General features: G+C 73.1%; 19 protein-coding genes. 11 read left to right on the top strand and 8 right to left on the bottom strand.

Features of this window, described 5'->3' with window-relative positions:
- Position 1 precedes the first annotated feature (1 nt).
- Positions 2-568, bottom strand: a complete 567-nt coding sequence (locus OG490_RS14785) for a YwqJ-related putative deaminase (protein WP_443065954.1) — start codon at positions 566-568, stop codon at positions 2-4.
- A gap of 335 nt (positions 569-903) precedes the next feature.
- Between OG490_RS14785 and OG490_RS14780 the strand changes: the two genes are divergently transcribed.
- The 3 genes from OG490_RS14780 to OG490_RS14770 all read left to right on the top strand — a co-directional run bounded on the left by OG490_RS14780 (position 904) and on the right by OG490_RS14770 (position 5,469).
- Positions 904-1,917 (top strand): SMI1/KNR4 family protein, encoded by a 1,014-nt coding sequence (locus OG490_RS14780; RefSeq protein ID WP_330296751.1) that lies wholly within the window; start codon positions 904-906, stop codon positions 1,915-1,917.
- Between the two features lie 7 nt (positions 1,918-1,924).
- A complete protein-coding gene (locus OG490_RS14775) occupies positions 1,925-4,453 on the top strand; it encodes an SUKH-4 family immunity protein (protein ID WP_330296750.1) in 2,529 nt (842 codons plus the stop codon).
- A 143-nt stretch (positions 4,454-4,596) separates the two neighbouring features.
- Positions 4,597-5,469, top strand: coding sequence for a DivIVA domain-containing protein (locus OG490_RS14770; protein WP_330296749.1), 873 nt, complete (start codon positions 4,597-4,599; stop codon positions 5,467-5,469).
- Positions 5,470-5,570: 101 nt separating this feature from the next.
- Here OG490_RS14770 and OG490_RS14765 read toward each other — a convergent pair whose 3' ends face one another.
- Positions 5,571-6,134, bottom strand: a complete 564-nt coding sequence (locus OG490_RS14765) for a CGNR zinc finger domain-containing protein (RefSeq protein WP_330296748.1) — start codon at positions 6,132-6,134, stop codon at positions 5,571-5,573.
- Positions 6,135-6,230: 96 nt separating this feature from the next.
- On the opposite strand from OG490_RS14765, the gene OG490_RS14760 reads away from it, so the two are divergent.
- A complete protein-coding gene (locus OG490_RS14760) occupies positions 6,231-7,097 on the top strand; it encodes an alpha/beta fold hydrolase (protein WP_330296747.1) in 867 nt (288 codons plus the stop codon).
- A 37-nt stretch (positions 7,098-7,134) separates the two neighbouring features.
- Here OG490_RS14760 and OG490_RS14755 read toward each other — a convergent pair whose 3' ends face one another.
- Both OG490_RS14755 and OG490_RS14750 read right to left on the bottom strand, forming a co-directional pair.
- Entirely contained in the window at positions 7,135-7,956 is an 822-nt protein-coding gene (locus tag OG490_RS14755) for a hypothetical protein (protein WP_330296746.1), read from the bottom strand.
- Positions 7,957-8,081: 125 nt separating this feature from the next.
- The gene (locus OG490_RS14750; RefSeq protein ID WP_330296745.1) at positions 8,082-9,695 is read right to left on the bottom strand and encodes an MFS transporter; all 1,614 of its coding nucleotides are present in this window, start codon (positions 9,693-9,695) and stop codon (positions 8,082-8,084) included.
- A 354-nt stretch (positions 9,696-10,049) separates the two neighbouring features.
- On the opposite strand from OG490_RS14750, the gene OG490_RS14745 reads away from it, so the two are divergent.
- The 3 genes from OG490_RS14745 (at position 10,050) to mfd (ending at position 17,136) form a co-directional block, all read left to right on the top strand.
- A complete protein-coding gene (locus OG490_RS14745) occupies positions 10,050-10,826 on the top strand; it encodes an ABC transporter ATP-binding protein (protein ID WP_443065815.1) in 777 nt (258 codons plus the stop codon).
- A complete protein-coding gene (locus OG490_RS14740; RefSeq protein ID WP_330296743.1) occupies positions 10,823-13,396 on the top strand; it encodes an ABC transporter permease in 2,574 nt (857 codons plus the stop codon). Before OG490_RS14745 ends, OG490_RS14740 begins: the two co-directional genes overlap by 4 nt.
- Positions 13,397-13,599: 203 nt before the next feature.
- The gene (gene mfd / locus OG490_RS14735; protein ID WP_330296742.1) at positions 13,600-17,136 is read left to right on the top strand and encodes a transcription-repair coupling factor; all 3,537 of its coding nucleotides are present in this window, start codon (positions 13,600-13,602) and stop codon (positions 17,134-17,136) included.
- Positions 17,137-17,226: 90 nt separating this feature from the next.
- On the opposite strand, the gene OG490_RS14730 is transcribed toward mfd, so the two are convergent.
- The 3 genes from OG490_RS14730 to OG490_RS14720 form a co-directional block, all read right to left on the bottom strand.
- On the bottom strand, positions 17,227-17,400 hold the full coding sequence (locus OG490_RS14730) for an Rv0909 family putative TA system antitoxin (RefSeq protein WP_330296741.1): 174 nt from the start codon (positions 17,398-17,400) through the stop codon (positions 17,227-17,229).
- Positions 17,401-17,514: 114 nt separating this feature from the next.
- On the bottom strand, positions 17,515-18,147 hold the full coding sequence (locus OG490_RS14725) for a hypothetical protein (RefSeq protein WP_330296740.1): 633 nt from the start codon (positions 18,145-18,147) through the stop codon (positions 17,515-17,517).
- A 137-nt stretch (positions 18,148-18,284) separates the two neighbouring features.
- A complete protein-coding gene (locus tag OG490_RS14720) occupies positions 18,285-18,968 on the bottom strand; it encodes a hypothetical protein (RefSeq protein WP_330296739.1) in 684 nt (227 codons plus the stop codon).
- 152 nt (positions 18,969-19,120) lie between these two features.
- Here OG490_RS14720 and OG490_RS14715 point away from each other — a divergent pair, with 152 nt between their 5' ends.
- From OG490_RS14715 to OG490_RS14700, 4 genes are all read left to right on the top strand, one after another.
- Entirely contained in the window at positions 19,121-21,265 is a 2,145-nt protein-coding gene (locus OG490_RS14715) for an N-6 DNA methylase (RefSeq protein ID WP_330296738.1), read from the top strand.
- A 111-nt stretch (positions 21,266-21,376) separates the two neighbouring features.
- Positions 21,377-21,988, top strand: a complete 612-nt coding sequence (locus OG490_RS14710) for a hypothetical protein (protein WP_330296737.1) — start codon at positions 21,377-21,379, stop codon at positions 21,986-21,988.
- Positions 21,985-23,493 (top strand): serine/threonine-protein kinase, encoded by a 1,509-nt coding sequence (locus OG490_RS14705; protein WP_330296736.1) that lies wholly within the window; start codon positions 21,985-21,987, stop codon positions 23,491-23,493. Before OG490_RS14710 ends, OG490_RS14705 begins: the two co-directional genes overlap by 4 nt.
- 119 nt (positions 23,494-23,612) lie before the next feature.
- A complete protein-coding gene (locus OG490_RS14700) occupies positions 23,613-24,014 on the top strand; it encodes an LppU/SCO3897 family protein (RefSeq protein WP_330296735.1) in 402 nt (133 codons plus the stop codon).
- Here OG490_RS14700 and OG490_RS14695 read toward each other — a convergent pair.
- On the bottom strand, positions 24,004-26,415 hold the full coding sequence (locus OG490_RS14695) for a YfhO family protein (protein WP_330296734.1): 2,412 nt from the start codon (positions 26,413-26,415) through the stop codon (positions 24,004-24,006). The two genes, OG490_RS14700 and OG490_RS14695, sit on opposite strands and share 11 nt — an antisense overlap.
- Between the last annotated feature and the right edge of the window lie 35 nt (positions 26,416-26,450).

The following is a 26,450-nucleotide window of genomic DNA, read 5'->3' as shown; positions in this document are numbered from 1 at the left end:
GCTACTCGGGGTGGGTGAGGTCGACGGGGCGTACGCCGAAGTGGGCGAGGAGGGCCTCGCAGGAGCGGCAGGGAGGTGCGTAGCTGCCGTGGAGCGGGTCGCCGTCCTCGCGGATGCGGCGGGCGGTGATCTTGGAGTGCTTGAGGGAGCGGCGGGCCTCGCTCGGGGTGAGCGGCTTGCGCGAGGCGCGCTTGCTGCGGGCGCCCTCTACGGCGGCCAGGTGGCGGGAGAGCAGGATCGCCTCCGGACATCGGCCGGTGAAGCGTTCGCGCTGGCCGCTGGTGAGGGTGTCGAGGAAGTCCTGGACGAGGGCGTGCAGTACGGGGGGCAGGTCGGCCTTGCCGGCGGTGCCGGTGAGGGTTTCGCCGCGGACGGAGAGGGCGGCGGCCACGGTGGGCAGGATGCCGTCGCGGCGGAAGCGGAGCGCGGGCACGACGGGACGGCCGTCGCCGCTGCCCCAGCGCAGGCGGGGGTCGCCGGGTCCCTGCGCGGCCGCGCCGCCGGTGCCGTGGCCGGTGGTGGCTCCGGCCTGGTGGCCGGCGGGGTGGCCCTGTGCCGGTATGGACAGGGGATCGACGGTCGCTGTGGGGCCAACGGTTCCCGGGTGTCCGGGGGTTCCCATGGATCCCGATTCGGCGTCGGCCGGTTCTGTGCGAGTTGCCGTGTTCTGCATGGTTGCGCTTTCCCTCCCGTGGCCGCGGTGGTGGCCGCTGTCGCGCACGCCCCCGTGCCGTGGGGACAGCCTGTCAAATGTCCCCTGACATGTGGAAGCGGGGTCGAATATTCGTATCAATTCGGATCTTCCCGGCCCTCGCGCCGGTGCCCCGCTCGCGGGCGGGTGATGCCCTTGCCGGAGCACATAGGCTGTGGTGAACCAGCCAGATCCAGCAGGGGGCTACCGCCATGACGACAGGTCGGCTCGGGCATCAGGCCGCGCCACCCAACGCCGCTTACTCGGGGCAGGTCGTGCATTTCCCGGACCCCGTCCGGGCCGCTCGCCATCCCCACGGAGTCCGCGTCGACGCGAACGGACATCCCGACTTCGCGCCCTACGCGCGCGCGGCGGTGGAGATCGCCGATCCGCCGGAGGGCTTCGGCGTGGACGAGCTGCGCTTGACGGACTGCGTGTCCGCGAACGCCGCGATGCGGGCGACCGGCCACGAACTGTGGGACACGGTCGGCCCGGTGTCCACCCCGCACGGCTGGACCTGGCACCACGTGTCCGGCACCCGCCGGATGGAGCTGGTCCCGGTGGAGGTCAAGGCGCTGCTGCGCCACCACGCGGGCCTGGCCACGGCCGCGGTGGACCACGAGAAGCGCGGCACGCGGGCCTTGCAGGAGGTCCGCCCGGTGCACCTGGGGCTGCCCAAGACGGTGGTCTCGGTGTCCGAGCAGCAGGTGCAGGGGGTCGAGGAGGACCTCGGCTACCGGCTTCCGGAGGCCTACCGCTCCTTCCTCAAGGCGGCCGGCGGCTGCGCGCCCGTGGGTACGGGGCTGGACGTGGAGCTCGGCCTGCTGGTGGACCAGCCGTTCTTCACGGTGCGCGAGGAGGCGGCGGTCAACGACCTCGTCTACGTCAACAAGTGTCTGCGGGACCACCTCACGAAGGACTACCTCTGCGTGGCCTTCGTACAGGGCGGGCTCGTCGCGGTGAAGGTGCGGGGCGAGTCGATCGGTTCGATGTGGTTCTCCCCGTACGACGACGCGCGCGACCAGGACGGCTGGTCGGTCCAGGAGCGCGTGGAGCGGTTGCTGCTGCCGTGCGGTACGGATTTCGACGCCTTTCTGGAGCGGCTCGCGGGCAATCCGCCGGAGCTGGAAACGGTGGCCGGTCTGATGGTGGACGGCGGATTCGCACGCTCGGTTCCCGTGGCCGGGTCGGTTCCGGCGGCGGGTTCCGCGCCGGAAGAGGGGTGACGGCGCGATGGTGACGTTTGCGCAGGCGCAGGAGCGCGCCGAGGAGTGGATCAACGGGGACGTTCCCTCGTACCAGCACCGCGAGGTGCGGGTACGGGAGTTCGGGCTCGGATTCGTCGTGTGGGCGGAGGACCGCCCGGCCGGTCCCGTGTCCGGTGGCGGCCGGCAGCGGCTGGTCATCGCGCGGGACAGCGGGGAGGTGACCCTCTGGCCGGGACTGCCGGTGGGTGAGGTGATCCGCCGCTACGAGGAGGAGTACGGGGCTTCGGCCGCGCCGGCCGAGGCCTCGGTTCCGGTGCCGCGGATCGACTCGGAGCAGACCTCGTTCATGCTGAGTCCGCCGGAGTGGCTGCAGGAGGCGGCGGACCGGGCGGGCATCCCGCCGGCGACTCCCGCTGCTCCCGCCGCTCCGGCGGCGCCGGCAGCACCAGTGGCTCCGGCGGCTCCGGTCGGTTCCGGGGCCGCCGCGGAGCCGGTGCCGTTGCGGCGCGGGGGCGAGGTCCCCTACGAGCCGACGGCCAACGACGGGGTGCCGTCCGGGGCCACGCCCTGGGCCGGGACCGATGTGAAGGCCGACGACTCGGTGTCCGTGCCGCTGCCGGCGACGGTGTTCGCGCCGCCGCTGTCCGGGTCGGACCTGGAGGACGCCCCGCCGTCCTCCGGGGTGGGCCCGGAGGCCAGGACCACGCTGATGCCCAGGGGCAGCGAGCTGCCGAAGACGGCCGTGGCCACGCCCGCGCTGGACCTGAGCGCGGGTCAGCCGGCCGCCGCGGGGCCGGGACCGGTTCCGCAGTCGGCTCCCGCCCAGGCGCAGGCTCCCGCCCAGGCGCCGGGTCCGGTACAGGCGCCGGGTCCGGTACGGCCGCAGCCTCCCGCTCCGGGTGCGCCCTCCGGTGACATCGCCGACGCGCCGACGAGCAAGGCTCGGATCAACCGGCCCGCCGCCGCGCCCGTGACGCCGCCGGGTCCGCCCCGTGCGCCGGGCAGCGGTTCCGAGCAGCCTTCGTACGCCGCCACCATGCTCGCGAGCCCGGGCGGGCCCCAGCAGCCGACGCCTCCGGGTCCGCCCGGTGCCCCCGGTGCGCCCGGTGGCGGGCTGGACCATGCCGCGACGATGCTGGCCGGTCCGGCCGTGACCGGTCAGCCGATCGCGCCTCCCGGGCCGCCCGGTGCTCCCGGTGCGCCGGGTGCGTCTGGCGGGGGCGGAGCCTCGTACGCCGCCACCATGCTGGCGGCCCCCGGTGGCCCGCAGCAGCCCGGCCCGCCCGGTCCTCCCGGGGCGCCCGGCGCGGGTCAGCCGATCGCGCCCCCCGGCCCGCCCGGTGCTCCGGGTGCGCCCGGTGGCGGGCTGGACCATGCCGCGACGATGCTGGCCGGTCCGGCCGTGACCGGTCAGCCGCCCGCGGCTCCCGGCCCGCCGGGGGTTCCCGGTGCGCCCGGTGGCGGAGCGCACCAGGCCGCGACCATGCTCGCGGGTCCCGGCGCACCCCAGCAGCCCGGCCCGCCCGGCCCCGCGCCGCAGGCCCCCGTACCGCAGGCGTCCGCCCCGGCTTCCGGGGTGCCCACGGTCGGTCCCGGCTACCAGGCCGTCCTGCGCTACCGCGCGCCCGACGGCTCCGAGCAGCAGCTCATCCGTCGCTCCGCGCCCGGTACCCCGCACCCGGAATGGCAGATCCTGTACGAGCTGCGCGCGCTGAACGTGCCTCCGCAGCAGGTGCTGGAGCTGCACACCGAGCTGGCCTCGTGCGAGCTGCCCGGTGGCTACTGCGCCCGCATGATCCGGGAGACCTGGCCGCAGGTCCGGATCACGAGCGTGGCCCCGTACGGGACCGACCACGCGGGTCGCCAGCAGGGCATGCGGCATCTGCTGACCCACCAGGGCGAACTGCACCAGGTGGCGGACGGTCCGGCGCGTCCGGCGCCGGTCCGGGTGCCGCTGCCGCAGGTGCCGTTGCAGCCGGCGATCCCGCTGGACGCGATCGCGCAGGAGCTGGCGGGGGCGTTCGGGCCGCAGGGCGTGTTCCGCTTCGAGCAGCGCGCGGTGTCCCGTCAGGGTGTGCCGGAGATCGTGGCGCAGACGCTGATGTGGTCCGGACTGCCGGTCGATTTCGGGCCGTTCTTCTGGGCGCAGGCCGTACCGGGTGCCCCGCTGCCGACGCTGGCCGAAATGGCGGCGCAGCGGCAGGTGCAACCGGCTTCGGACGCGGGCTCGTACCTCGTGGTCGGCAGCGACTTCGGCAAGGCGCTGTGCGTGCAGTACGGGACCGCGCACATCGTCGCGGTGCCGGTCGAGGCCGGTCCGGGCGGGGCCCCGGTGCCTCCGCAGTTCGTGAACTCCTCGCTGCCGCAGTTCGTGCGGTCGCTGGCGATGCTGGGTCACATGTGGCGGCTGCGCCAGCATCTGACGCCGGAGCAGGCGGGCCGTTGGACCGTCGATTTCCAGGCGAATCTGGCCGGGCTCGACAGTGCGGCGCTGGCTTCGCCGGAGAACTGGTGGTCGGTCCTGCTGGAGCAGATGTGGGACGGACTTCTCTAATCGTCGCCCGCCGCGGCTGATCGCTCCCTGATCCGGATGGCCGGGTTGGGACCCTCGAACAGGGTCCCGGCCCGGCCATTCGGGCTTCTGCCATCAAATGACGCATCCTTGACAGGAATCCCCGCGAGAGAGGCGCTTCCAGGATGAGTGCACCCTTTACGACCGTGCGCGGCCGCGGCTACCGCATGGAAGAGGTGGACCGGTTCCTCGCGCGGCTGTCGGGGAGCCGGGACGAGGCCTGGGAGCGGGTGGCCCGGCTGACGGTGCTGGCCCGGCAGATGGAGGCGGAGGCGGAGCGGCTGGGCGCGGAGGTGTCAGCGCTGGCCCCGCAGACGTACGACGAGCTCAGCGAGCGCGCCCGGCGGATCCTGCTGCTGGCCGAGGAGGAGACCGAGACGCTGCGGCTGGACTCGCGCGCGGACGCGCTGGCGGCGGCGGGAGCCGCCGAGGCGCACGCCGACCGGGTGGCGGAGCTGGCGCGCACGGACGCGGAGGCGGTGCGCGAGCAGACCGAGGTCCGGGCCCGGCAGGGGCTGCTGCGGGCGGGGCGCGAGGCCGACGACGCGCGGTCGGAGGCCCGGGACGACGCGGCGGCGTGGCGGGCGGACGCGCAGGCGGCGCTGGCCGAGATGCGCCGCCGGTCGGACGCGCTGCTCGCGGAGCGCGAGCAGGAACACACCGAGCGGTGGGACGCGGCGGAACGGGAACTGGCGGCGCGGGAGGCGGAGCTGGAGGCCCGGCACGTGGAGCTGGAGCGCGGTGCGGAGTCCCGGCTGGCGGAGGCGAAGCGCGGGTTCGCGCAGGCGCAGGAGGCCGCGCGGCACGGGCAGGAGGACGCGGAGGCCAGGGGTCGGGAGCTGATCGCGGAGGCCCGGGTGCGGGAGGAGCGGGTCGGCCGGGAGACGGACCGGATCCTGCGCGAACACGCGGAGTCCCAGGAGGAGATGCGGGCCCACATGAACCACGTCCGCTCCAGCCTCGCCGCCCTGACGGGCCGGGCTCCGGCCGAGGGCTGAGGACTTGAGGACCGAGGAACGAGGGCTGAGGCTTGACGGCTGACGGCTGACGGCTGACGGCTGACGGCTGAGGGCTGAGCCCCTCCGGCCGTTCCGCGCGGCTACGTAGCGGGCTTGTGGCGGGCGTAGTAGCGGGCCACCCGGGCGCGGTTTCCGCAGATCGACGCCACGCACCAGCGGCGTCGCGGATGTGCCGGAAGGAACAGGAGCACGCAGTGTTCGCCCTCGCACTGGCGGACCTCCCCGATCCGCCCTCCGAGCAGCAGCTCCGCGACCGCCTCCGCCAGTTCCGCCGCGAGCCTGCGGGCGGCGGGCACTGCGGGTGCGCGGACGGTGGCGGCCGTCAGCCCGGCCGCGGGGGTCCAGGCGAGCTCCCGGTGGGAGGGGGCGGCGGCCAGTGCGGAGTTCAGGGCGCGCATCGCCCCGGCCGGGGGCTCGGCGCCGCCGCGGGCCGCGGTCAGCGCCGCGCGTGCTGCCTCCCGTACGGCATGGACGGCGGCGACCTCCGCCGCGCCCACCGGACCCGGCTCCGTCAGGCGGCCCCGCTGGGTCTCCAGCCAGTCCGCCAGGCCGGCCGGGTCCGCGACGAGGTCCCCGATCGCGGTGTCGGTGTTGAGGAGGTCCAGGGCGAGGGGTTCGCCGGTGAGGGGGAAAGTCGCAGTCATGGTTCCACTCTAGCCCCGACTAATGGGTGAGACAGGCCTTGACCCGTTAGTGATCTCCGGTGACACTAATGGAAACAATGCCCCTGGAGGAATGTGATGACCGCCGTGCCCGCCATCCGTCACCGCAGCGTCGACGTCGCCGGAGTCCAGGTCGCCTACCGCGAGAGCGGCCCGGCCGACGGCCCCGTCCTGCTTCTCCTGCACGGCTTCCCGACCTCCTCGCACCAGTTCGCCCGGCTGATGGACGCCCTCGGCTCCACCCCGTACCGGCTGATCGCCCCGGACTACCCCGGGTTCGGCCGCACCCAGGCACCGGACGGGTTCACGTACACCTTCGACCGGCTCGCGGACATCGTCGAGGGCTTCACCGACGCCCTCGGCCTGGACAGCTACGCCCTCTACGTCTTCGACTTCGGCGCCCCCGTCGGCCTGCGCCTCGCCGAGCGCCGGCCGGACCGGGTGACCGGCCTGATCGTGCAGAACGGCAACGCGTACGAGGAGGGCCTCTCCGACATGGCCCGGGAGTTCTCCGGGCTGCGCCGGGACGTACCGGGCAACGAGGAGCAGGTGCGCGGGCTGTTCGGCGAGGAGGGCACCCGGTTCCAGTACGAGGCGGGCGTCGCCGACACCTCCCTGATCTCCCCGGACAGCTGGACCCTCGACGTCCACTACCTGGGCCTGCCCGGACGCGCCGACGCCCAGGCCGACCTCGCCTTCGACTACCACTCCAACTTCGCCCACTACCCGGCCTGGCAGGCCTGGCTCCGGACGGCGGGCGTCCCGGTCCTCGTGGTCTGGGGCGAGGGCGACCCCTTCTTCCTGCCCGCGGGGGCGAAGGCCTACCAGCAGGACGTGCCGGACGCCGAGGTGCACGTCTTCGAGGGCGCCGGACACTTCGCGCTGGAGACGCACCTCGCGGAGATCGCCCCGCTGATCGAGGACTTCCTGGCGAAGCTGGGCTGAGCCCCGCCCCGCGCCCCGGGCCCCGGCGCGCCCCGGCCTAGGTCGCCTCGTGCCGGAAGGGGTCGCTGCGCAGCCCCCTGGCGCTGCTCACCACCACGGTGAAGGCGGCCGGCGGCGGGATGGGCAGAGCGGCCGTCAGGGTGGCGCCCGACGTGTCGACGGAGGTGCCGGCGGCCGGGAGCGGTACGGAGTCCAGCTCCACGCGCGGATCGCTCCCGAAGCCGCCGCCCCCGACGAGCAGTCGACCGTCGGCGACCGTGACCTGGGTGATGACCGGATTGGCCCGGGTCGCCATCTTGTTCACCAGGTAGGCCCCGGCCGGGGCTCCCGTCAGCGCCCACATCTGCTCCGGGAGCTTCGGCAGGCCGCCGCCGACGTCGGTCACGAAGAACGCCACCACGTAGAGCACCGTGACCGCGCTCAGGGCGACGTACTGCAGGTCGACCAGGTCGGTGCGCCCGCCGTCGTTCGAGATCAGGTCGTGCAGCGGGCGTCGCCCGGCGCCCTTCGGCGCGGGTTTGGCCATGCTGCCGTTCTCCACGCGAGTGCCGACCACCGCCTTCGCCCCGATCATGGCGGCGTACGGGCCCCCGAGCAGCGGGAGGTAGACGCTCGTCAGCGAGGACAGGGGGCCGTCGGGGCCCTGGAACCAGCCGACTCCGCCGCCCGCGGTGAGCCCGTAGGCGAGGATCGCGAGGAGCAGCCAGACCAGGATCACCGTCCAGGCCAGGGCCAGGGTGGTCGAGGTGGAGAGGCGGCCGTCGCGCCCGGTGACGAAGCCCGGGTGCCGGACGAGCCGCAGGGTGACGGGGCCGGCTACGGCGGCGAGTAACGCGAGTGCGAAGAGTGCGGAAAGCATGGTGTCCCCCGAGGAGTGTGTCTCCGCAAGAGGGTTACTCGTTCGGTCGGGTCATGACAAGTAATCCCCGCGCCACTCCTGTTCCCGCGGTTGCCCCTGTTCCCGCTGTTCCCGCGTCGCCGCTCCTACTCGCGCAGTTCGGGCAGGACCGGGAACCTGCGCGGCGCCACCAGCAGCAGCACCAGCGCCGAGGCGACCGCCGCCAGCGAGGCGCCGAAGAAGATGTGGTCCCCGGCGGCGTCCACCGCGCGCCGCAGGTAGTCGGAGGCGTCCGCGGGGATCAGCCCCGGCTGGGCCAGGGCCTTGGACACGTCGTCCAGGTGCGAGGGGAGTCCGGCCACCGGGGCGTCCGTCAGCCGGCCGGTGATGGTCGCGTTGGCGACGGCCCCGAGCAGGGCCGCTCCGATGCTCTGGCCGACGTTGCGGCAGAACAGCACCGAGGCCGTGGTGGTTCCGCGCTCCGCCCAGCCCACCGTGGACTGGACCCCGACGATCAGCGGGAGCTGGAAGAGCCCGAGGGCCCCGCCCAGCAGGAACATGATCAGCGCGGGCTGCCAGGGGGCGGCGGGGTAGGGGAGCAGGGTGAAGGAGAAGAGGATCACGGCGGCCAGCGAGACCCCGACGGCCGCGCTGTTGCGGAAGCCGATCCGCCGGTAGACGTGCTGGGCGAAGGCGGCGCTGATGGGCCAGCTCAGGGTCATCGCGGAGGTGACCAGGCCGGCGCCGGTGGGGCCGAGGCCGAGCACGCTCTGCGCGTAGGTCGGCATGAACACCATCGGGGCCACCATCAGCAGGCCGAGCGCGGCCATGGCGAGGTTGACGGCGGCGATGGTGCGCCGGCGCCACACCCAGCCGGGCAGGATCGGTTCCGCGGCCCGCCGTTCGATCCACACGACCAGGGCACCGAGCGCCGCGCTCGCGCCCAGCAGCCCCAGTGAGGGCGCGGACAGCCAGGGCCAGGCGACTCCGCCCTGGACGAGGGCGAAGAGCAGCAGCCCGCCGCAGGCGAAGACGCAGAGGGCTCCGGCCCAGTCGACGGGGCCCCGGCGGCCCGGGGCGCGGTGCGGCTCGGCCAGGTGGCGGCTGATGATCCACAGGGCGGCGGCCGCGGGCGGGAGGTTGAGCAGGAAGATCCAACGCCAGTCGGTGTACGAGGCGATGAGCCCGCCGAGCGCGGGGCCGGCCAGTGCGGAGGTGGCCCACACCACGGACATCCGGGCCTGGATGCGCGGGCGTTCCTTGAGCGGGTAGAGGTCGGCGGCCAGGGTCTGGACGGTCCCCTGCAGGGCGCCGCCGCCGAGGCCCTGGAGGATCCGGAAGGCGATGAGGGCGGCCATGTTCCAGGCGCCCGCGCACAGCAGCGAGCCGAGGAGGAAGAGGCTGATGCCGAAGAGCAGGACGGGCTTGCGGCCGTAGGTGTCGGAGAACTTGCCGTAGACGGGCAGGGTGACGGTTCCGGCCAGGATGTAGCCGGAGAAGATCCAGGAGAAGACGGCGAAGCCGCCGAGGTCGCCGACGATCTGCGGGACGGCGGTGGAGACGATGGCCCCGTCCAGGGCGACGAGCCCCATCGTCAGCATGAGCGCGGCGACGACGGCGGTACGTGGCCTCGCGGGCGCCCCGGCCTCGGCCGGGGCGCCGGGTATGCCGCCGGGCGGGCTGTCGCCGACGTCGCCGTCGGGCGGGCTGCTGCCGACGTCGCCGTCGGTACTTGCGCCCGTGCTCTCCCCTGAGGCCATGACCTCTCCTTCCCCCTGTGCGGTACCTGCGCGTACCTGCGCAGATACCTTCTCACCGCCCCGCGGCCGGGCGGTAACCCCCAGGGCGCGTCCTCCGGAAGGCCGAGAACCCCTAGGGGTTGCTCCTCACAAGGGGCCAGGGACGCTTCGTCCCGGCGGAGGAGGAACTCCGGCGCGCGCGGTCTTTAACTGGTTTCTACGGGGACGGGGAGTCCGGGGGGTAGGGCTAGCACCCCTATCAATACGGCGCTTGGCACCAGCGCGCCAGAGCCCCCCGCCCCGACAGACTTCAAGAACAACGCTTCGCGGACAACGGTTCGCATCGATCGAGGGGGACACACCGTGACAACGGCTATGACCGAAACCAGGCACGGGGGCACTGGAGGGCATGGAGCCGTCGCGGCGCGGGCACGGCAGGTCGTCAAGGCCTACGGCTCCGGCGAGACCCGGGTCACCGCCCTCGATTCTGTGGACGTGGACATCCAGGCAGGCCAGTTCACCGCGATCATGGGCCCCTCGGGGTCCGGCAAGTCCACGCTGATGCACTGCCTCGCCGGCCTGGACACGGTGACCAGCGGCCAGATCTTCCTGGACGAGACCGAGATCACCGGCCTCAAGGACAAGAAGCTCACGCAGCTGCGCCGCGACCGCATCGGCTTCATCTTCCAGGCCTTCAACCTGCTGCCCACGCTCAACGCCCTGGAGAACATCACGCTCCCCATGGACATCGCGGGCCGCAAGGCCGATACGGAGTGGCTCAACCGGGTCGTGGAGACGGTGGGTCTGGCGGGGCGCCTCAAGCACCGGCCGACCGAGCTGTCCGGCGGTCAGCAGCAGCGCGTGGCGGTCGCCCGCGCCCTCGCCGCCCGCCCGCAGATCATCTTCGGCGACGAGCCGACCGGAAACCTGGACTCCCGGGCCGGCGCCGAGGTGCTCGGCTTCCTGCGCCGCTCGGTGGACGAGCTGGGCCAGACCATCGTGATGGTCACCCACGACCCGGTCGCCGCCTCCTACGCGGACCGCGTCATCTTCCTCGCCGACGGCCGGATCGTCGACGAGCTGCACGCGCCCACCGCCGACCAGGTCCTCGACCGCATGAAGGACTTCGACGCGCGCGGGCGGACCTCATGACCGTCATGAAGACCGCGCGGCGCAACTTCTTCGCGCACAAGGGGCGGATGGCGCTCTCCGCCGTCGCCGTCATGCTCTCCGTCGCCTTCGTCTGCGGCACCCTGGTGTTCACCGACACCATGAACACCACCTTCGACAAGCTCTTCGCGGTCACCGGTTCCGATGTCACGGTGACCCCGAAGAAGGTCGAGACCAGCGGGGACACCGCCGCCAGCGGACTGCCCCGGACGCTGGCCGCCTCGGTCGTCGAGCAGGTGAAGAAGGCCGAGGGCGTGAAGTCCGTCGAGGGCGGCGTCACGTCGATGGCCGTCACCGTCGTCAACTCCAAGAACGAGAACCTCGGTTCCACCACCGGCGCCCCGACCTTCGCGGGCAACTGGACCGAGAACGAACTGAAGTCGATGAAGATCATCGAAGGTCAGGCCCCGCGCGGCCCCACCGACGTGATGATCGACGGCGACACCGCGAAGAAGCACCACCTGGGGCTCGGTGACGACATCAGGACCATCGCCGTCACCGGCGACATCCGTTCCAAGATCAGCGGCATAGCCGCCTTCACCGTGACCAACCCGGGTGCGACCGTCGTCTACTTCGACACCGCCACTGCCCAGCAGAAGCTGCTCGGTTCCCCCGACGCCTTCTCGCTCGTCAACGTCACCGCCAAGGACGGGGTCAGCGACGAGCAGCTCAAGCAGAACGTCGCTTCGGCCGTCGGGGCGGACGCGTACACGCTGCAGACCGCCAAGGAAGCCGCGGACTCCAACCGCAAGGACATGTCCTTCCTCGACATCATGAAGTGGGTGATGCTCGGCTTCGCCGGGATCGCCTTCCTCGTCGGCATCTTCCTGATCTTCAACACCTTCTCGATGCTGGTCGCCCAACGCACCCGCGAGATCGGCCTGATGCGCGCCATCGGCGCCAACAGCGGCCAGGTGCTCAAGTCGGTGGTCGTCGAAGCCTTCCTGCTCGGGGTCGTCGGTTCGGCCCTCGGGGTCGGGGCGGGCATCGGCCTGGCCGTCGGCCTGATGAAGCTCATGGGCAAGATGGGCATGAACCTCTCCACCGACGATCTGACCATCGCCTGGACCACCCCGGTCGCCGGCATGGTCCTGGGTGTCATCGTCACGGTGGTCTCCGCCTACATACCGGCCCGCCGGGCCGGCAAGGTCTCCCCGATGGCCGCCCTGCGCGAGGTCGGCACCCCCGGGGACAAGAAGGCCGGCCGGATCCGGGCCGCCATCGGCCTGGTCCTCACCGGCATCGGCGCCGCGGGCCTCTTCCTCGCCGCGACCGCCGACAAGGCGGGCCCCGGAGCCCTGTGGCTGGCCCTGGGCGTCCTGTTCACCCTGATCGGCTTCATCGTGATCGGCCCGCTCCTCGCGGGTGTCGTGGTCCGGGCCCTGTCGGCCCCGGTGCTGCGGCCCTTCGGGTCCATAGGCCGGCTCGCCGAGCGCAACGCCCTGCGCAACCCGCGCCGTACCGGCGCCACCGCCGCCGCGCTGATGATCGGCCTCGCGCTGGTCGCCTGCCTGTCGGTGGTCGGGTCCTCGATGGTGGCCTCCGCCACCGAGGAGCTCGACAAGTCGGTCGGCGCGGACTACATCGTCCAGTCGCCGGCCCAGCAGCCGGTCGTACCGCAGGCCGAGGCTGCCATCCGCAAGACCCAAGGGCTGGACCACGTCACGGCCTACCGGGAGGTGGACGTCAAGATCACGGCCCCCGACGGCACCACCGCACAGGACGGACTCGGCGTCCAGGAGTCCACGTACGCCAAGGACATCCGGCGCAAGATGATCGCCGGCGAGCACGCGGCGGCGTACGGGCCGGGCGCGATGTCGGTGGGCTCGGAGTACGCCACCCAGCACCACGTCAAGCTCGGTGACGAGCTGACGGTCGCCTTCACCGGCGGCAAGACCGCCAAGCTCAAGGTCGCGGCGATCACCAGCGACGAGGGCGGCATCGACAAGGGCATGAAGTACACCAGCCTCGCCGTGGCCGAGGCGAACCTCCCGGCCGACAAGCTGCCGATGCCGTTCATGCTGCTGGCCAGCGCGAAGGACGGACAGCAGGACGCCGCGTACAAGGCGGTCAAGGCGGCGCTGGCCGAGTACCCCCAGTACACGGCGCAGAACCAGACCGACTACAAGCAGGCGCTGAAGGACCAGGTCGGCCAGTTGCTGAACGTGGTCTACGCACTCCTCGCCCTCGCGATCATCGTCGCGATCCTGGGAGTCGTGAACACCCTGGCCCTCTCGGTGGTCGAGCGGACCCGCGAGATCGGCCTGATGCGCGCCATCGGCCTCTCCCGCCGCCAGCTGCGCCGCATGATCCGCCTGGAGTCGGTGGTCATCGCCCTCTTCGGAGCCCTCCTCGGCCTCGGCCTGGGCATGGGCTGGGGCGCCACCGCCCACCAGCTCCTCGCGCTCCAGGGCATGAAGGTCCTGGAGATCCCCTGGCCGACGATCCTCGGAGTCTTCGCGGGCTCCGCCCTGGTCGGTCTGCTCGCCGCGCTCTTCCCGGCCTTCCGGGCGGGCCGGATGAACGTCCTGAACGCGATCGCCAGCGAATAGCAGTGAGTAGCTAGGCGGTCGTACGGGGGAAACGCACCGGCCCCGGTCCACCCATTCGGGCGGACCGGGGCCGGTGTCGTGGTGCGCATCCCTCGCGCGAGTGACACACCCGCGTCGTAGGGTGGGAACCCCCGGCCCGTGAGACGTGTCGGGTCCTTCGCGTTGCCGCTCCACGGCACCTCACCGGATGGAAAGCCGCCTTCATGAGCCTGCACGGACTGCTCGATGCCGTCACCCGGGACCCCGCACTCGCCGAGGCGGTCACCGCGGCCGGGGACGGCACCCGCATGCACGTGGACCTTGTCGGCCCGGCCGCCGCGCGGCCCTTCGCCATCGCCGCGCTGGCCGCCCGTACCGAGCGCACCGTCCTCGCGGTCACCGCCACCGGCCGGGAGGCCGAGGACCTCGCCGCCGCGCTGCGCTCGCTCCTGCCTCCGGACGAGGTGGCGGAGTACCCCTCCTGGGAGACGCTGCCCCACGAGCGGCTCTCGCCGCGCAGCGACACCGTGGGCCGCCGGATCGCGGTCCTGCGCCGGCTCGCGCACCCCAGCAAGGACGATCCGGCCGCCGGACCCGTCTCGGTGGTCGTCGCGCCGATCCGCTCGGTGCTCCAGCCGCAGGTCAAGGGGTTGGGGGACCTGGTTCCGGTCAGCCTGCGGCAGGGCGAGAGCGTGGACCTGGGCGAGGTGACGCACGCGCTGGCCGCAGCCGCGTACTCCCGCGTCGAGCTCGTCGAGAAGCGCGGGGAGTTCGCCGTGCGCGGCGGGATCCTCGACGTGTTCCCGCCCACCGAGGAGCACCCGCTGCGCGTGGAGTTCTGGGGCGACGAGGTCGAGGAGATCCGCTACTTCAAGGTCGCCGACCAGCGGTCCCTGGAAATCGCCCAGCACGGCCTGTGGGCCCCGCCCTGCCGCGAGCTGCTCCTCACCGACCAGGTGCGCGAGCGGGCCGCGGCCCTGGCCGAGCTCCACCCCGAGCTCGGCGAACTGCTGAACAAGATCGCCGAAGGGATCGCGGTCGAGGGCATGGAGTCCCTCGCGCCGGTCCTGGTCGACGACATGGAACTGCTGATCGACGTCCTGCCCGCCGGTTCGATGGCCGTGGTCTGCGACCCCGAGCGGGTGCGCACGCGCGCCTCCGACCTGGTGGCCACGAGCCAGGAGTTCCTGATGGCCTCCTGGGCAGCCACCGCCGGCGGCGGCGAGGCACCCATCGACGTCGGCGCGGCCTCGCTGCGCGGCATCGCCGACGTACGGGAGCACGCGCGCGAGCTCGGCATGATGTGGTGGTCGGTGTCCCCGTTCGCCGCCGACGAGGACGAAGCCCTCGGCAGGGACACCCTCACGCTCGGCATGCACGCCCCCGAGGCCTACCGCGGCGACACCGCCCGCGCGCTGGCCGACACCAAGGCCTGGATCGCCGACGGCTGGCACACCGTCTACCTCACCGAAGGCCACGGCCCGGCCGCCCGCACCGTAGAGGTGCTCGGCGGCGAGGGGATCGCGGCCCGGCTCGAGGCGAACCTCGACGCCCTGGAGCCCTCCCTGGTCCACGTCTCGTGCGGCTCCCTCGACAACGGCTTCGTGGCCCCGGCCCTCAAGCTCGCCGTCCTCACCGAGACCGACCTGACCGGCCAGCGCACCGCCACCAAGGACCTCGGCCGGATGCCGACCCGGCGCCGCAAGACGATCGACCCCCTCACCCTGGAGGTCGGCGACTACATCGTCCACGAACAGCACGGCGTCGGCCGGTACGTGGAGATGGTGCAGCGCACCGTGCAGGGCGCCACCCGCGAGTACCTCCTCGTGGAGTACGCCCCGGCCAAGCGCGGGCAGCCCGGCGACCGGCTCTACATCCCCACCGACCAGCTGGAGCAGGTCACCAAGTACGTCGGCGGCGAGGCCCCGACCCTGCACCGGCTCGGCGGCGCCGACTGGACCAAGACCAAGGCGAAGGCCAAGAAGGCGGTCAAGGAGATCGCCGGCGACCTGATCAAGCTCTACAGCGCCCGGATGGCCGCCCCCGGCCACACCTTCGGCCCCGACACCCCCTGGCAGCGCGAGCTGGAGGACGCCTTCCCGTACGCGGAGACGCCCGACCAGCTCACCACCATCGCCGAGGTCAAGGAGGACATGGAGAAGTCGGTCCCCATGGACCGCCTGATCTGCGGGGACGTCGGCTACGGAAAGACGGAGATCGCGGTCCGCGCCGCCTTCAAGGCCGTCCAGGACGGCAAGCAGGTCGCCGTCCTCGTACCGACCACCCTGCTGGTGCAGCAGCACTTCGGGACCTTCTCCGAGCGGTACGCGCAGTTCCCGGTCAAGGTGAAGGCGCTGTCCCGCTTCCAGAGCGACAGTGAGTCCAAGGCCACCCTGGAGGGGCTGCGCGAGGGCTCCGTGGACATCGTCATCGGCACGCACCGGCTGTTCTCGCAGGAGACCAAGTTCAAGGACCTGGGCCTGGTCATCGTCGACGAGGAGCAGCGGTTCGGCGTGGAGCACAAGGAGCAGCTGAAGAAGCTGCGTGCCAACGTCGACGTCCTGACCATGTCGGCGACCCCGATCCCACGCACCCTGGAGATGGCGGTCACCGGCATCCGCGAGATGTCCACGATCACCACCCCGCCCGAGGAGCGCCATCCGGTCCTGACCTTCGTCGGCCCCTACGAGGAGAAGCAGATCGGCGCCGCGATCCGCCGCGAGCTGCTCCGCGAGGGCCAGTGCTTCTACATCCACAACCGGGTCGAGTCCATCGACCGGGCGGCCGCCAAGCTGCGCGAGATCGTGCCCGAGGCGCGGATCGCGACGGCGCACGGCCAGATGTCCGAACAGGCCCTGGAACAGGTCGTGGTGGACTTCTGGGAGAAGAAGTTCGATGTCCTCGTCTCCACGACGATCGTCGAGTCGGGCATCGACATCTCCAACGCCAACACCCTCATCGTCGAGCGCGGCGACAACTTCGGCCTCTCGCAGCTCCACCAGCTGCGCGGCCGCGTCGGGCGGGGCCGCGAACGCGGGTACGCGTACTTCCTCTACCCGCCGGAGAAGCCGCTGACCGAGACCGCCCACGAGCGGCTCGCGACGATCGCCCAGCACACCGAGATGGGCGCGGGCATGTACGTGGCGATGAAGGACCTGGAGATCCGCGGCGCGGGCAACCTGCTCGGCGGCGAGCAGTCCGGTCATATCGCGGGCGTCGGCTTCGACCTGTACATCCGCATGGTCGGCGAGGCCGTGGCCGACTACCGGGCGGCGATCGAGGGCGGGCCGGAGGAGGAGCCGCCGCTGGAGGTCAAGATCGAGCTGCCGGTCGACGCGCACGTCCCGCACGACTACGCGCCGGGCGAGCGGCTGCGCCTGCAGGCCTACCGCTCCATCGCCGCGGCCAACTCCGAAGAGGACGTCAAGGCGGTGCGCGAGGAGCTCACCGACCGCTACGGCAAGCTGCCGGAGCCGGTGGAGAACCTGCTGCTGGTGGCCGGGCTGCGGATGCTCGCCCGCGCCTGCGGGGTCGGCGACATCACCCTCCAGGGCCCCAACATCCGCTTCGGGCCGGTGGAGTTGCGCGAATCGCAGGAGCTGCGCCTGAAGCGGCTCTACCCGGGCTCGGTGCTCAAGCCGGCCGCCTCGCAGGTGCTGATCCCGCGGCCGAAGACGGCGCGGGTGGGCGGGAAGCCGCTGGTCGGGCGGGAACTGCTGGGCTGGACCGGGGAGTTCCTCGCCACCATCCTCGGCTCGTAGCCGGCCCGTCCGGCCCGTCCCCGCATGGCGGCGGCCGCGGCGGGGGACCTTCTCGGTCCCCGGCCGCGGCCGTTCGCGTTTCCGCCGGCCCTACTTCTTCGGGTCGTCGTCGATGCCGAGCTGCTGTTCCATCTGCTGCTGGGCCTTGTCGATCTGATCGGCGTACTTGTTGCCGGTCTTCTCGTTGGCCTCGGCTTCGAGATTGTCCGAGATCTCCTTGGCCTTCGCCTTGCCCTGATCCCTGAACTTGTCGAAGATCCCCATCTGGAGGGCTCCTTCCGTAATCCCTTCTGCGACGCTACGCGCCCTTCGCGCCATGCGCGCGCCGAGCGGTCGCGGCAGGCCGCGGAGCCCTTGGGGGGACTGGCCGGGCCCCGCCTACGCGCCTTCGCCGGCTCCGGCCTTCGAGAGGTCCAGGACGTCCGCGCCCGCCGGGGGAGCGGTGTCGACCGGGGTGTCGAAGGCCGAGTAGGCGACTTCTCCGTCCTTGCCGCCCGAGGAGAGGGCCTTGAGGAAGTAGGGGGTGCCCTGGGTGGCGATCCAGTAGGTCTCCTCGGTCCCCTCATCGGTCTTCGCGGACACCGCCACCGCCGTCTTGCCGTCGATCAGGGAGATCCCGTCCTTGCGGACCTCCACCGCGCTCGCGCCGATGCCCGTCACCGCGTCCATCTGGTCGCAGACGGCTGCCATCTGCGCGGACTGCGGGTTGGAGCGCGGCATTTTCATCCAGCGGGCGGCGAAGGTGCCGACCAGGACGTTTTCCTGCTTCGGCGTGGCGTGCCTCTGCCGGGCGATGTTCCGCCAGAAGTCGGCGTCCCCCTTGATGTGGAGTAGTTCGGGAGACCTGATGACGGTGACCGATCCCAGGCCCTCCGCCTGGATCGTGCCGCTGCAGTTGCCCTTCCTGTCGAAGGAGATGTCCACCTTCACCGACGTGATCCCGGACGCCGTCGTCTTGTCCGCCGCTTGGGCCAGGCTGCCCGTGACGTGGACCGACTGGAGCTTGTCCATGGCCGCGACGGCCCTGTCGAGGATCTCGTTCTCCGGCAGGCTGTCCAGCTTGCCGTCGGTCGCGCCGGGCGAGGGCGGTGCGCTCGGGCCGCTCGCGGTCTTCGCTTCGGCCCCGGGCGCCCTGCGCCGGCCCGGTGCTACGCCTTCTTCCAGTCCTGGCAGTCCTGGGTCTTGAAGTAGCCGTCGCCGGGGGCGATGGTCACGACGGCCTGGCCGGTGGGGTTCTCGTTCGCGATGATCGAGTCGGTGCTGCCCGAGGCGTCCTTGGTGCGCTCCCAGTAGCAGCCGGTGCCGCCCTCGGTGGAACCGGCGGACTTGTAGGTGCCCGGGGCGATGTCCACGCCGACCTTGAGGGTCCCGGCCTTGCCCGGGGCCTCCGCCTTCGGGGTTCCGGTGGCCTTGGGGTCCACGGCCGTCCAGTCCTTGCAGTCCTGGGACTTGAAGATCTTGTCGGTGGCCTCGATGGTGACGTACGAGGAGCCGACCGCGTTCTCGTTGTCGATGATCGAGCCGGTCTCGCCCGAGGCGTCCTTGGCCCGCTCCCAGTAGCAGTTGGCGCTCTCGCCGTTGCCGGTGGAGCGGTAGGTGCCGGGCTGGACGTCGGAGCCGACCTTGAAGGTTCCGCTGCCGCGGATGGTCGTCTTCTTGGCCTGGTCCGCGGGGGCGCTGCTCGCGGCCGCCGGCTTCGAGGGGGCCGCGTCGCCGGACTTGGCGGTGTCGGTGTCGGTGCACGCGGTGAGCGTCACCAGCGCGAGGACCGCACCGCAGCCCGTCAGCGCCTTGTGTCGGGCGATCCAACTCGTGCGCGGGGTATGGGACATGGGGTGGCTCCTGCCTTCGTCGTGGCGGCTCTGCTGTGCGGTGCGATCATCAGAGCAGAGCTTGTGAACCGAGTCAACGAGTTCGTGAGAGATTGCTGAATTCACACTGTGAAGGGGGCTATCGCGTGTACGGCGCCGGTAGGCTCGCGCGCATGCCGGAACAGACCCCCACCTCCCCGGATCCCACCGCCCCGGACATCACCGCCGCCGAGATCGCCCGGCTCGCCGGAGTCGGCCGCGCCGCCGTGAGCAACTGGCGCCGCCGGCACGCCGACTTCCCCAAGCCCGTCGGCGGCACCGAGACCAGCCCCTCCTTCGCCCTCGCCGAAGTGACGCACTGGCTCCGGGCGCAGGGCAAGCTCGCCGAGGTCCCGCTGCGCGAGCGCGTCTGGCAGCACGTGGCCGCCCATCCCGGCGGCTCCGTCGCCGCGCTCGTCAGGGCGGGGGGCGCGCTGCTCCTCGTACGCGAGCGGCCCGGCCAGTGGCTGGAGCTGACGGCCGGCTCCGACGAGCGGATGGCCGCCCTGCTGCCGGCCGCCCTCGACCGGGTGCTCGACCTGCGGCTGGGCGCCGACCACCGGCTCGGTGCGGACCACCCGGACCGCCCGCTCGGTGCGGACCACCCGGACCGCCCGCTCGGCGTCGGCCACCCCCTCGGCGCCACCGGTCCGCTGCGGCCCGAGGCGATGCCCTTCCTGCGGGCCGCCGGGGAGCTGGCCGCCGAACTCGGAGCGCGCGGCGCCTTCGAGTTCCTGCTCGGCCGCCACCTCGAAGCCAACCCCCGCCAGTACACGCTCACCCCGGACGGCCTCGCCGGGCTGATGGCCGCCCTCGCCGGCCCCGCGGCCCGGACCGTCCTCGACCCGGCCTGCGGCACCGGCACTCTGCTGCGGGCCCTCCCCGGGGCCACCGCCCGCTACGCGCAGGACAGTTCGCCCGAGCTGGCCGCCCTCGCCGCGCTGCGCCTCGCCCTGCACGGCGACGCCCTGGTCCGGGCGGCCGCCGCCGACAGCCTGCGCGCGGACGCTTTCGCGCGCCCCGCCGCCGAGCCGGTGGACGCCGTGCTCTGCCATCCCCCGTTCAACGAACGCAACTGGGGGCACGAGGAACTCGCCTACGACCAGCGCTGGGAGTACGGCTTCCCGGCTCGCGCCGAATCCGAACTCGCCTGGATCCAGCACGCCCTGGCCCACCTGCGCGAGGGCGGCACCGCCGTACTGCTCATGCCGCCCGCCGTGGCCGCCCGCCGCTCCGGCCGCCGCATCCGCGCCGACCTGCTGCGCCGGGGCGCACTGCGGGCCGTCGTCGCCCTCCCGGCGGGCGCCGCGCCGCCGTACGGGATCCCGCTCCACCTGTGGATCCTGCGAAGGCCCTCCCCGCACGGGGCGCCGCCCTCCGGGCTGCTCCTCGTGGACACCGCCGGGCTCGCCGCCGAGGGGCAGGGCCGGGTCGACTGGCCCGCCGTGCACGGGGTCGTGGAGGAGACCTGGACGGCGTACGACCGCGACGGCGCGGCCCCGGACGTCCCCGGCGTCAGCCGCGTCGTGCCCGTGATCGACCTCCTCGACGACGACGTGGACCTGACCCCCGCCCGCCACCTGCCGCCGCCGACTGCCGGCGCGGGCGTGGCCGAGCTGGCCGCCGTACGGGAGCGGCTCGACGAGACGCTCGGCCGCGCGGCCCGGCTCAACCCGCCGCCCCCGCCCCCCGCCGGACCCGCCCCCGGCGGCCCGGCGGCCCGGCCGCCGCTCACCACAGTCGGCGAACTCGCCCGCGCCGGAGCCCTGGTGCTGCACGCGGGCACCGGCAGCGGGTCCGGACCGGCCCCGGTGCTCACCGAGCACGACGTGGCCGCGGGGACCGGACCCTCCGGGATCCTGGCGCTCTCCCCGGACGAGCCGCTGCTCACCGCCCCCGGCGACGTGGTCGTCCCGCTCACCGGCGGGGCGGGCGCGGCCCGCGTGGTCGACGCGGCCACCGCGGGCGCGGCGCTCGGCCGGGGCCTGCAGCTGCTGCGGCCCGACCCGGCCGCGCTCGACCCCTGGTTCCTGGCCGGATTCCTGCGCGGCACCGCCAACAACCGCCGCGCCAGCAGCCACGCCTCCACCACCACGCGCCTCGACGTGCGCAGGCTCCGGCTGCCCCGGCTGCCCCTGGCCGAGCAGGAGGTCTACGGGGCGCGGTTCAGGGAACTCGCCGAGTTCGAGGACGCGCTGCGGCTGGCGGCGAGGCTCGGGGAGCAGCTCGTACAGGGGTTGTACGACGGGCTGTCGGACGGCACGGTGCGGCCCGGGTAAGGGCCAGGCCGCGACCGTGCAACGGTTGGGTGCATCGGCTCACTTCCGGCCGGAAACGCTGTATACGCTCAGACCCGGAACACATCCCCGTTCGGCCCGTCAGGAGTATCGATGCACGGCCCCGGCATCCCGCCGCAGCACGGTCAGCAGCCCGGCACCGACTCCGCGGTGGGGCTGCGCGTGCTGTTCTCGCTGCTGCCCGTCCTGAGCTGCGGGTTCCTCGCGTGGGGCACGATGCTTCGGCTCGCGCTGGTCACCCGCAAGCCCCGGGACTGGTGGCTGATGGGTACGACCATGGCGGCCGAGTTCCTGTGGGTGCTGCTGAGCGGGCTCGACACCACCCCCGACAACAACGGCTGGCAGGCCAACCTGGGCGCCGGCGGCACGGTCGTCACCGGCTTCGCCGTCGCGGTGTACTTCCTGGTGTCCGACATCCGTCACCACGCGGCGCTCCGGACGGCGCAGCCCGCGCCCTGGTACCCGGCGCGGCCCGCCCCGTACACGCCGCCGCAGCAGCCTCCGCAGCAGCATCAGGCTCCGTCCTACGGGTACCCGCCCGCGCCCCGGCAGGCCCCGGCGCCCGTCGCGCAGCCCGCCCCCGAGCCCGCCCCGGCTCCGGCGCCGACCCCGCCGCGCATCGGGCAGGTCCGCGCCGAACTCGACGAGCTCAGCGAACTGCTCCGCAAGCAGCCTCCGCACGACGACCACGGCCCGCGCGCGTGACGGACCGCCTCATCGGAGACCGCTACCAGCTCGCCACCATCCTGGGCCAGGGCGGCATGGGCCAGGTCTGGACCGCGTACGACCGCCGCCTGGACCGCCGCGTCGCGGTCAAACTGCTGCGCCCCGACAAGGTGGCCGGCCCCGGTTCCGTGGCCGACGAGCTGCGCCGCCGCTTCGTGCGCGAATGCCGGGTCACGGCGCAGGTGGACCACCCCGGGCTGGTCACCGTGCACGACGCGGGCAGCGACGGCGACGAGCTGTACCTGGTCATGGGGTACGTGGAGGGCTCCGACCTCGCCGACCACCTGGCCGAGCACGATCCGTATCCGTGGCCGTGGGCGGTCTCGGTGATCGCGCAGCTGTGCTCGGTGCTGTCGGCCGTGCACGCGGTGCCGATCGTGCACCGGGACCTCAAGCCGCGCAATGTGATGGTCCGCCCGGACGGGACCGTCCTGGTCCTGGACCTGGGCGTCGCCTCGGTGATGGACACCGACACCACCCGCCTCACCAGCACCGGTTCCCCGATCGGCAGTCCCGCGTACATGGCCCCCGAGCAGGCCATGGGCGGAGCCGTCGGCCCGCACACCGACCTCTACGCGCTCGGCGTGGTGCTCTACGAGCTCCTGTCCGGCAACGTGCCCTTCGCCGGGTCCACCGCCCTCGGGGTGCTCCACCGCCACCTGTACGAACCCCCGGTCCCGGTGCGCCGACTGCGCCCCGAGGTCCCGCAACAGCTCGAAGCGGTCCTGCTGCGCCTCCTGGCGAAGGACCCGCAGGACCGGCCCGCCTCCGCGCAGGAGGTGTACGCGTCCCTCGCGCCGCTGCTGCCCCACCACGGCTCGGGCGCCCCCAGCGGCCCGCTCGACCCGACCCGCCCCTTCCTGCGCCCGCAGGCCCCTTGGCCCGACCGGGCCACCGTGATCCCGCCGCGGCCCTCCGCCCCGCCGGCCCCGGCCCGGCCCGACGTCCCGGCAGCCGTGGAGGAGGCGAAGAGCCTCCTCGACCAGGGGCGGCTCACCCAGGCGGTGGACATCCTCGGCGGCATCCTCCCTGCGGCGGCGCAGCAGCACGGCGAGCACTCGACGGTGGTCCGCTCCCTGCGCAAGCAGTACGCGGCCACGCTGATGGACGACGGCCAGTACCGCCGGGCCCTGCCCGAACTGCGCCGCCTGGCGGAGGAGTTCCCGGCCGGAGACCCGCGGTCGCTGCGCTTCCGCTACGACGCGGCCCAGTGCCTGGAACAGCTGGGCGAGCCGGCGGCGGCCCTGGCGGAGTACCGCTCGCTGCTCCCGCTCTTCGAGAACCACTACGCGAACCCGGATCCGGGCCTGCCCCTGGAGGTCCGCCGCCGGATAGCCCACCTGCTGCTCTCCCTCGGCGACCGCCCGGCGGCCCACGACACCCTGGCCCGGCTCCTGTTCGACGCGGAACGCCTCCACGGTCCCGCGCATCCCTTGTCGGTGGAGGTCCGGCGCACCCTCCTGTGGCTGGGGCAGGTCCGCTGAGGCGGCCGGATCACGACTGCGCATCTCCTCGGGCAGCGGCGAACATTAGTCCGATTTGACCCTCTCGGGCCGTGTAGCGTACGCGCGTTCGTTCACTCAAACGCCCTAGAGGACAGCTCATGACCACCCCGCCCCCCTCGTTCCCCGTAGACCCTCAGCCGGTGTCGCCCGCCGCGCCCTTCGAGGCCGCCGCACCCGCGAAGAAGGGCGGCAAGGGGAAGAAGATCCTTCGGGTGGTCGCGCTGATCGTGGTCGCCGGCCTGGTGAAGTTCGGCATCTCCTACTTCTTCTTCGGCCCGGTGCAGGCCAAGGCCGGTGACTGCGTCTCCGTGACCGGCAGCGACACCAATCCCAAGGTCTCGACCAAGGACTGCGGTGACAAGGACGCCAACTTCAAGGTCGTCAAGGTCATCGACAACACCTTCGACCTCAACGCCTGCGGCGGCACCGGCGAGGCCGCCCTGGCCCAGCAGTGGAAGTCGGAGGAGTTCGTCCTCTGCCTGAACCCGATCAAGGCGTAGTACCCCGGCGTGCGGACCGGGCCCGCCGCATCGCGGCCGGCCCGGTCCGCACTGCTGTCAGGAGGGCGAGCAGCCCCAACAGGGCCGCGCCCGCGACCGCCAGGCCCGGCACCAGCCCCGGGGGGCGGAAGGCGCAGCTGACGGTGGTGGTGCGGCCGTCCAGCTCCACCGCGACCAGGCCCAGGTAGCCGGAGGCCGGGCGGCCGTTGCAGGTCCAGCCCGCGACGGCGGGGGCCGACAGCACCATCGTGCCCGTGGCGCCCGGCGGCAGAACGGCGCCGACCGACGAGGAGCCGACCCGCAGGGACACCGGCGCCGTGGCGCGCAGCCGCGCGACCGCCGAGTCCAGCCGGGTCCGGTCCAGGCAGGACAGCTGCCAGTGGGCCGGGGCGGCGCCCTCGAAGACCAGCTCCGAGGACCGGCCGTGCGAGACGCCCATCGGCTGGAGGGCGGCCCGGTTGCGCGGCGGCCTCGCGTTCAGCCGGAAGGCCGGGCCGTCCGCGAGGCGGGCCTTCGCGTTGTACTCCGGGGCCCACAGGAAGGCCTCCGTGCCCGCGCGGCAGACGCCGGGCGAGAGCGGGTCCTCGTAGACCCGGGCGCCCAGCAGCAGTTCCTGGTTGGCGAAGGGCGAGGCCCCGTAGGACGGGGGCGGGCCCGCCGGGCGGAGCGTGACCAGCGGCGGGACCTCCTCGCGGGCGATGGTGCCGTCCGGCCGCAACCGGGCGCCGACCGCGAAGACGGCGTCCGTCACCGGGTTGTCGAGGCTCTGTACGTTGCGGCCGCGCGAGGTCCAGCCGGCCCCGAGGGCCACCATGGTCCGGGTGAACAGGTCCGGGGTGTGGCTGCTGTAGTACGCCCCGCCCTCGCCGCCCAGCAGCATCGGGTCGTTGCCCGTCAGCGCGGGCCGTCCCGCGTCGGTGCGGTACGCGGGCCAGCCCTCGGCCCCCGCCAGGGCCTCGGACCGGGCGGTGTGGGCCGCGCCCCAGGACGGGTAGTCGTCCAGGCCCGACAGCTTGCCCTTCTCGCCGAACGCGGTGGTCGCGGCGCCCTGGGCGAGGAGGATCAGGACCAGCGCCCCCGCCGCGGGCACGGCCAGCCGGGGCCTGCGCAGCGCCCACCAGGCGGCCGCCGCCAGGGCCAGCCCGCCGCCGAAGAGGCCGAGCCCCCAGGCCGTGGCCAGCGCGCTGCCGCTCGCCGCGAGGGCCACGGCGGCCAGTACGGCCGCGCCGCCCGCCAGGGCCCGCGGCCCCGGCACTCCCGCCGAGAGCCCGGCCCAGGCGGCGATCACCACGATCCCGGCCAGGACGAAGGTCTGCCGGTACGCGCTGCCGTTCGGCGTCGCGAACAGGTGCCAGGCCAGGTGCGTCGGCTTCCACTGCAGGGACAGCAGCACCGCGAGCACCAGCCCCGCCCACCACAGCCGGGTCCGCCCCGCCACGGCCCGGTGGAACGGCAGGGCCGCCACCAGCAGCAGGGTCCCCGTGCCGATGAACAGGGCGGGGGAGGAGAAGGAGTAGGTGGCGGGCAGCAGCCGGGCCAGCAGGTCCTCGGTCGCCACCGGCCGGAACGGCCTGAACCACCCGGGGTAGGCCTGCTTCGAGCTGAGGAAGAGGGGGAGGAGGACCGGCGCGGCCAGGGCGACGCCCAGCACGGTGGTCAGGGCGGCCCGCGCGAGGACCCGTAGACGGGCTCCGAAACCCTCCCGGACGAGCACCACCCGCACCAGCAGCACCAGGACCGCGCCCAGGGTCGCCATGTAGGCGGTGTAGAAGTTCGCCGTCCAGCAGACCGCGACCACGAGCACCGCCGCCGCCGGGCGGCGCGAGCGCAGCGCCCATTCACCCGTCAGACACAGGAGCGGGAAGGCGATCAGCCCGTCCAGCCACATCGGGTTGTACGAGCCCTCGATCACCGACCAGCCGCACAGCGCGTACGAGGCCCCGAGCAGCCCCGCCGCCCACCACGGGCCGCGCCGCTGGGTGCGCAGCAGCCAGGCCATCGCGGCCCCCGCGGCCATCGTCTTGAGCACGACGACCACGTACACCGCGAGGTCTATGTCCTGGCGGGGGAAGAGGGCCACCAGCGGAGCGAAGGGGCTGGTCAGGTAGGTCCCGAAGTCGGGCAGGAAGCTGGTCCCGTATCCGGACTGCCAGTTCAGCAGCAGTCCGCCCGCGGCGCGCCCGTGCAGCAGGTCCCACAGATGGGCGTGGAAGGGCACGAACTGGTTGCCGAGGTCGTTGATGCTGCGGTGGCGCGGCCCGTACGGGAAGACGCGCGCGACGGCGTCCCCGGCGCACACGGCGACGGCCGTGATCAGCGCGGCGAGCGCCGAGCCCAGCAGGCTCGCGCGGCGCGGGGAACGGTGCGGTGAGCGGTGCGGTGAGCGGTGCGGTGTCGACATGGTGGGCCGACCCTGACAGCGCCGGAGGGCCGAAG

The organism is Streptomyces sp. NBC_00503 (genome assembly GCF_036346895.1).
In the GTDB taxonomy this organism is placed as follows: domain Bacteria; phylum Actinomycetota; class Actinomycetes; order Streptomycetales; family Streptomycetaceae; genus Streptomyces.
The sequence above is the reverse complement of the archived record's forward strand: the minus strand, read 5'-3'. Positions and strand labels throughout refer to the sequence as shown.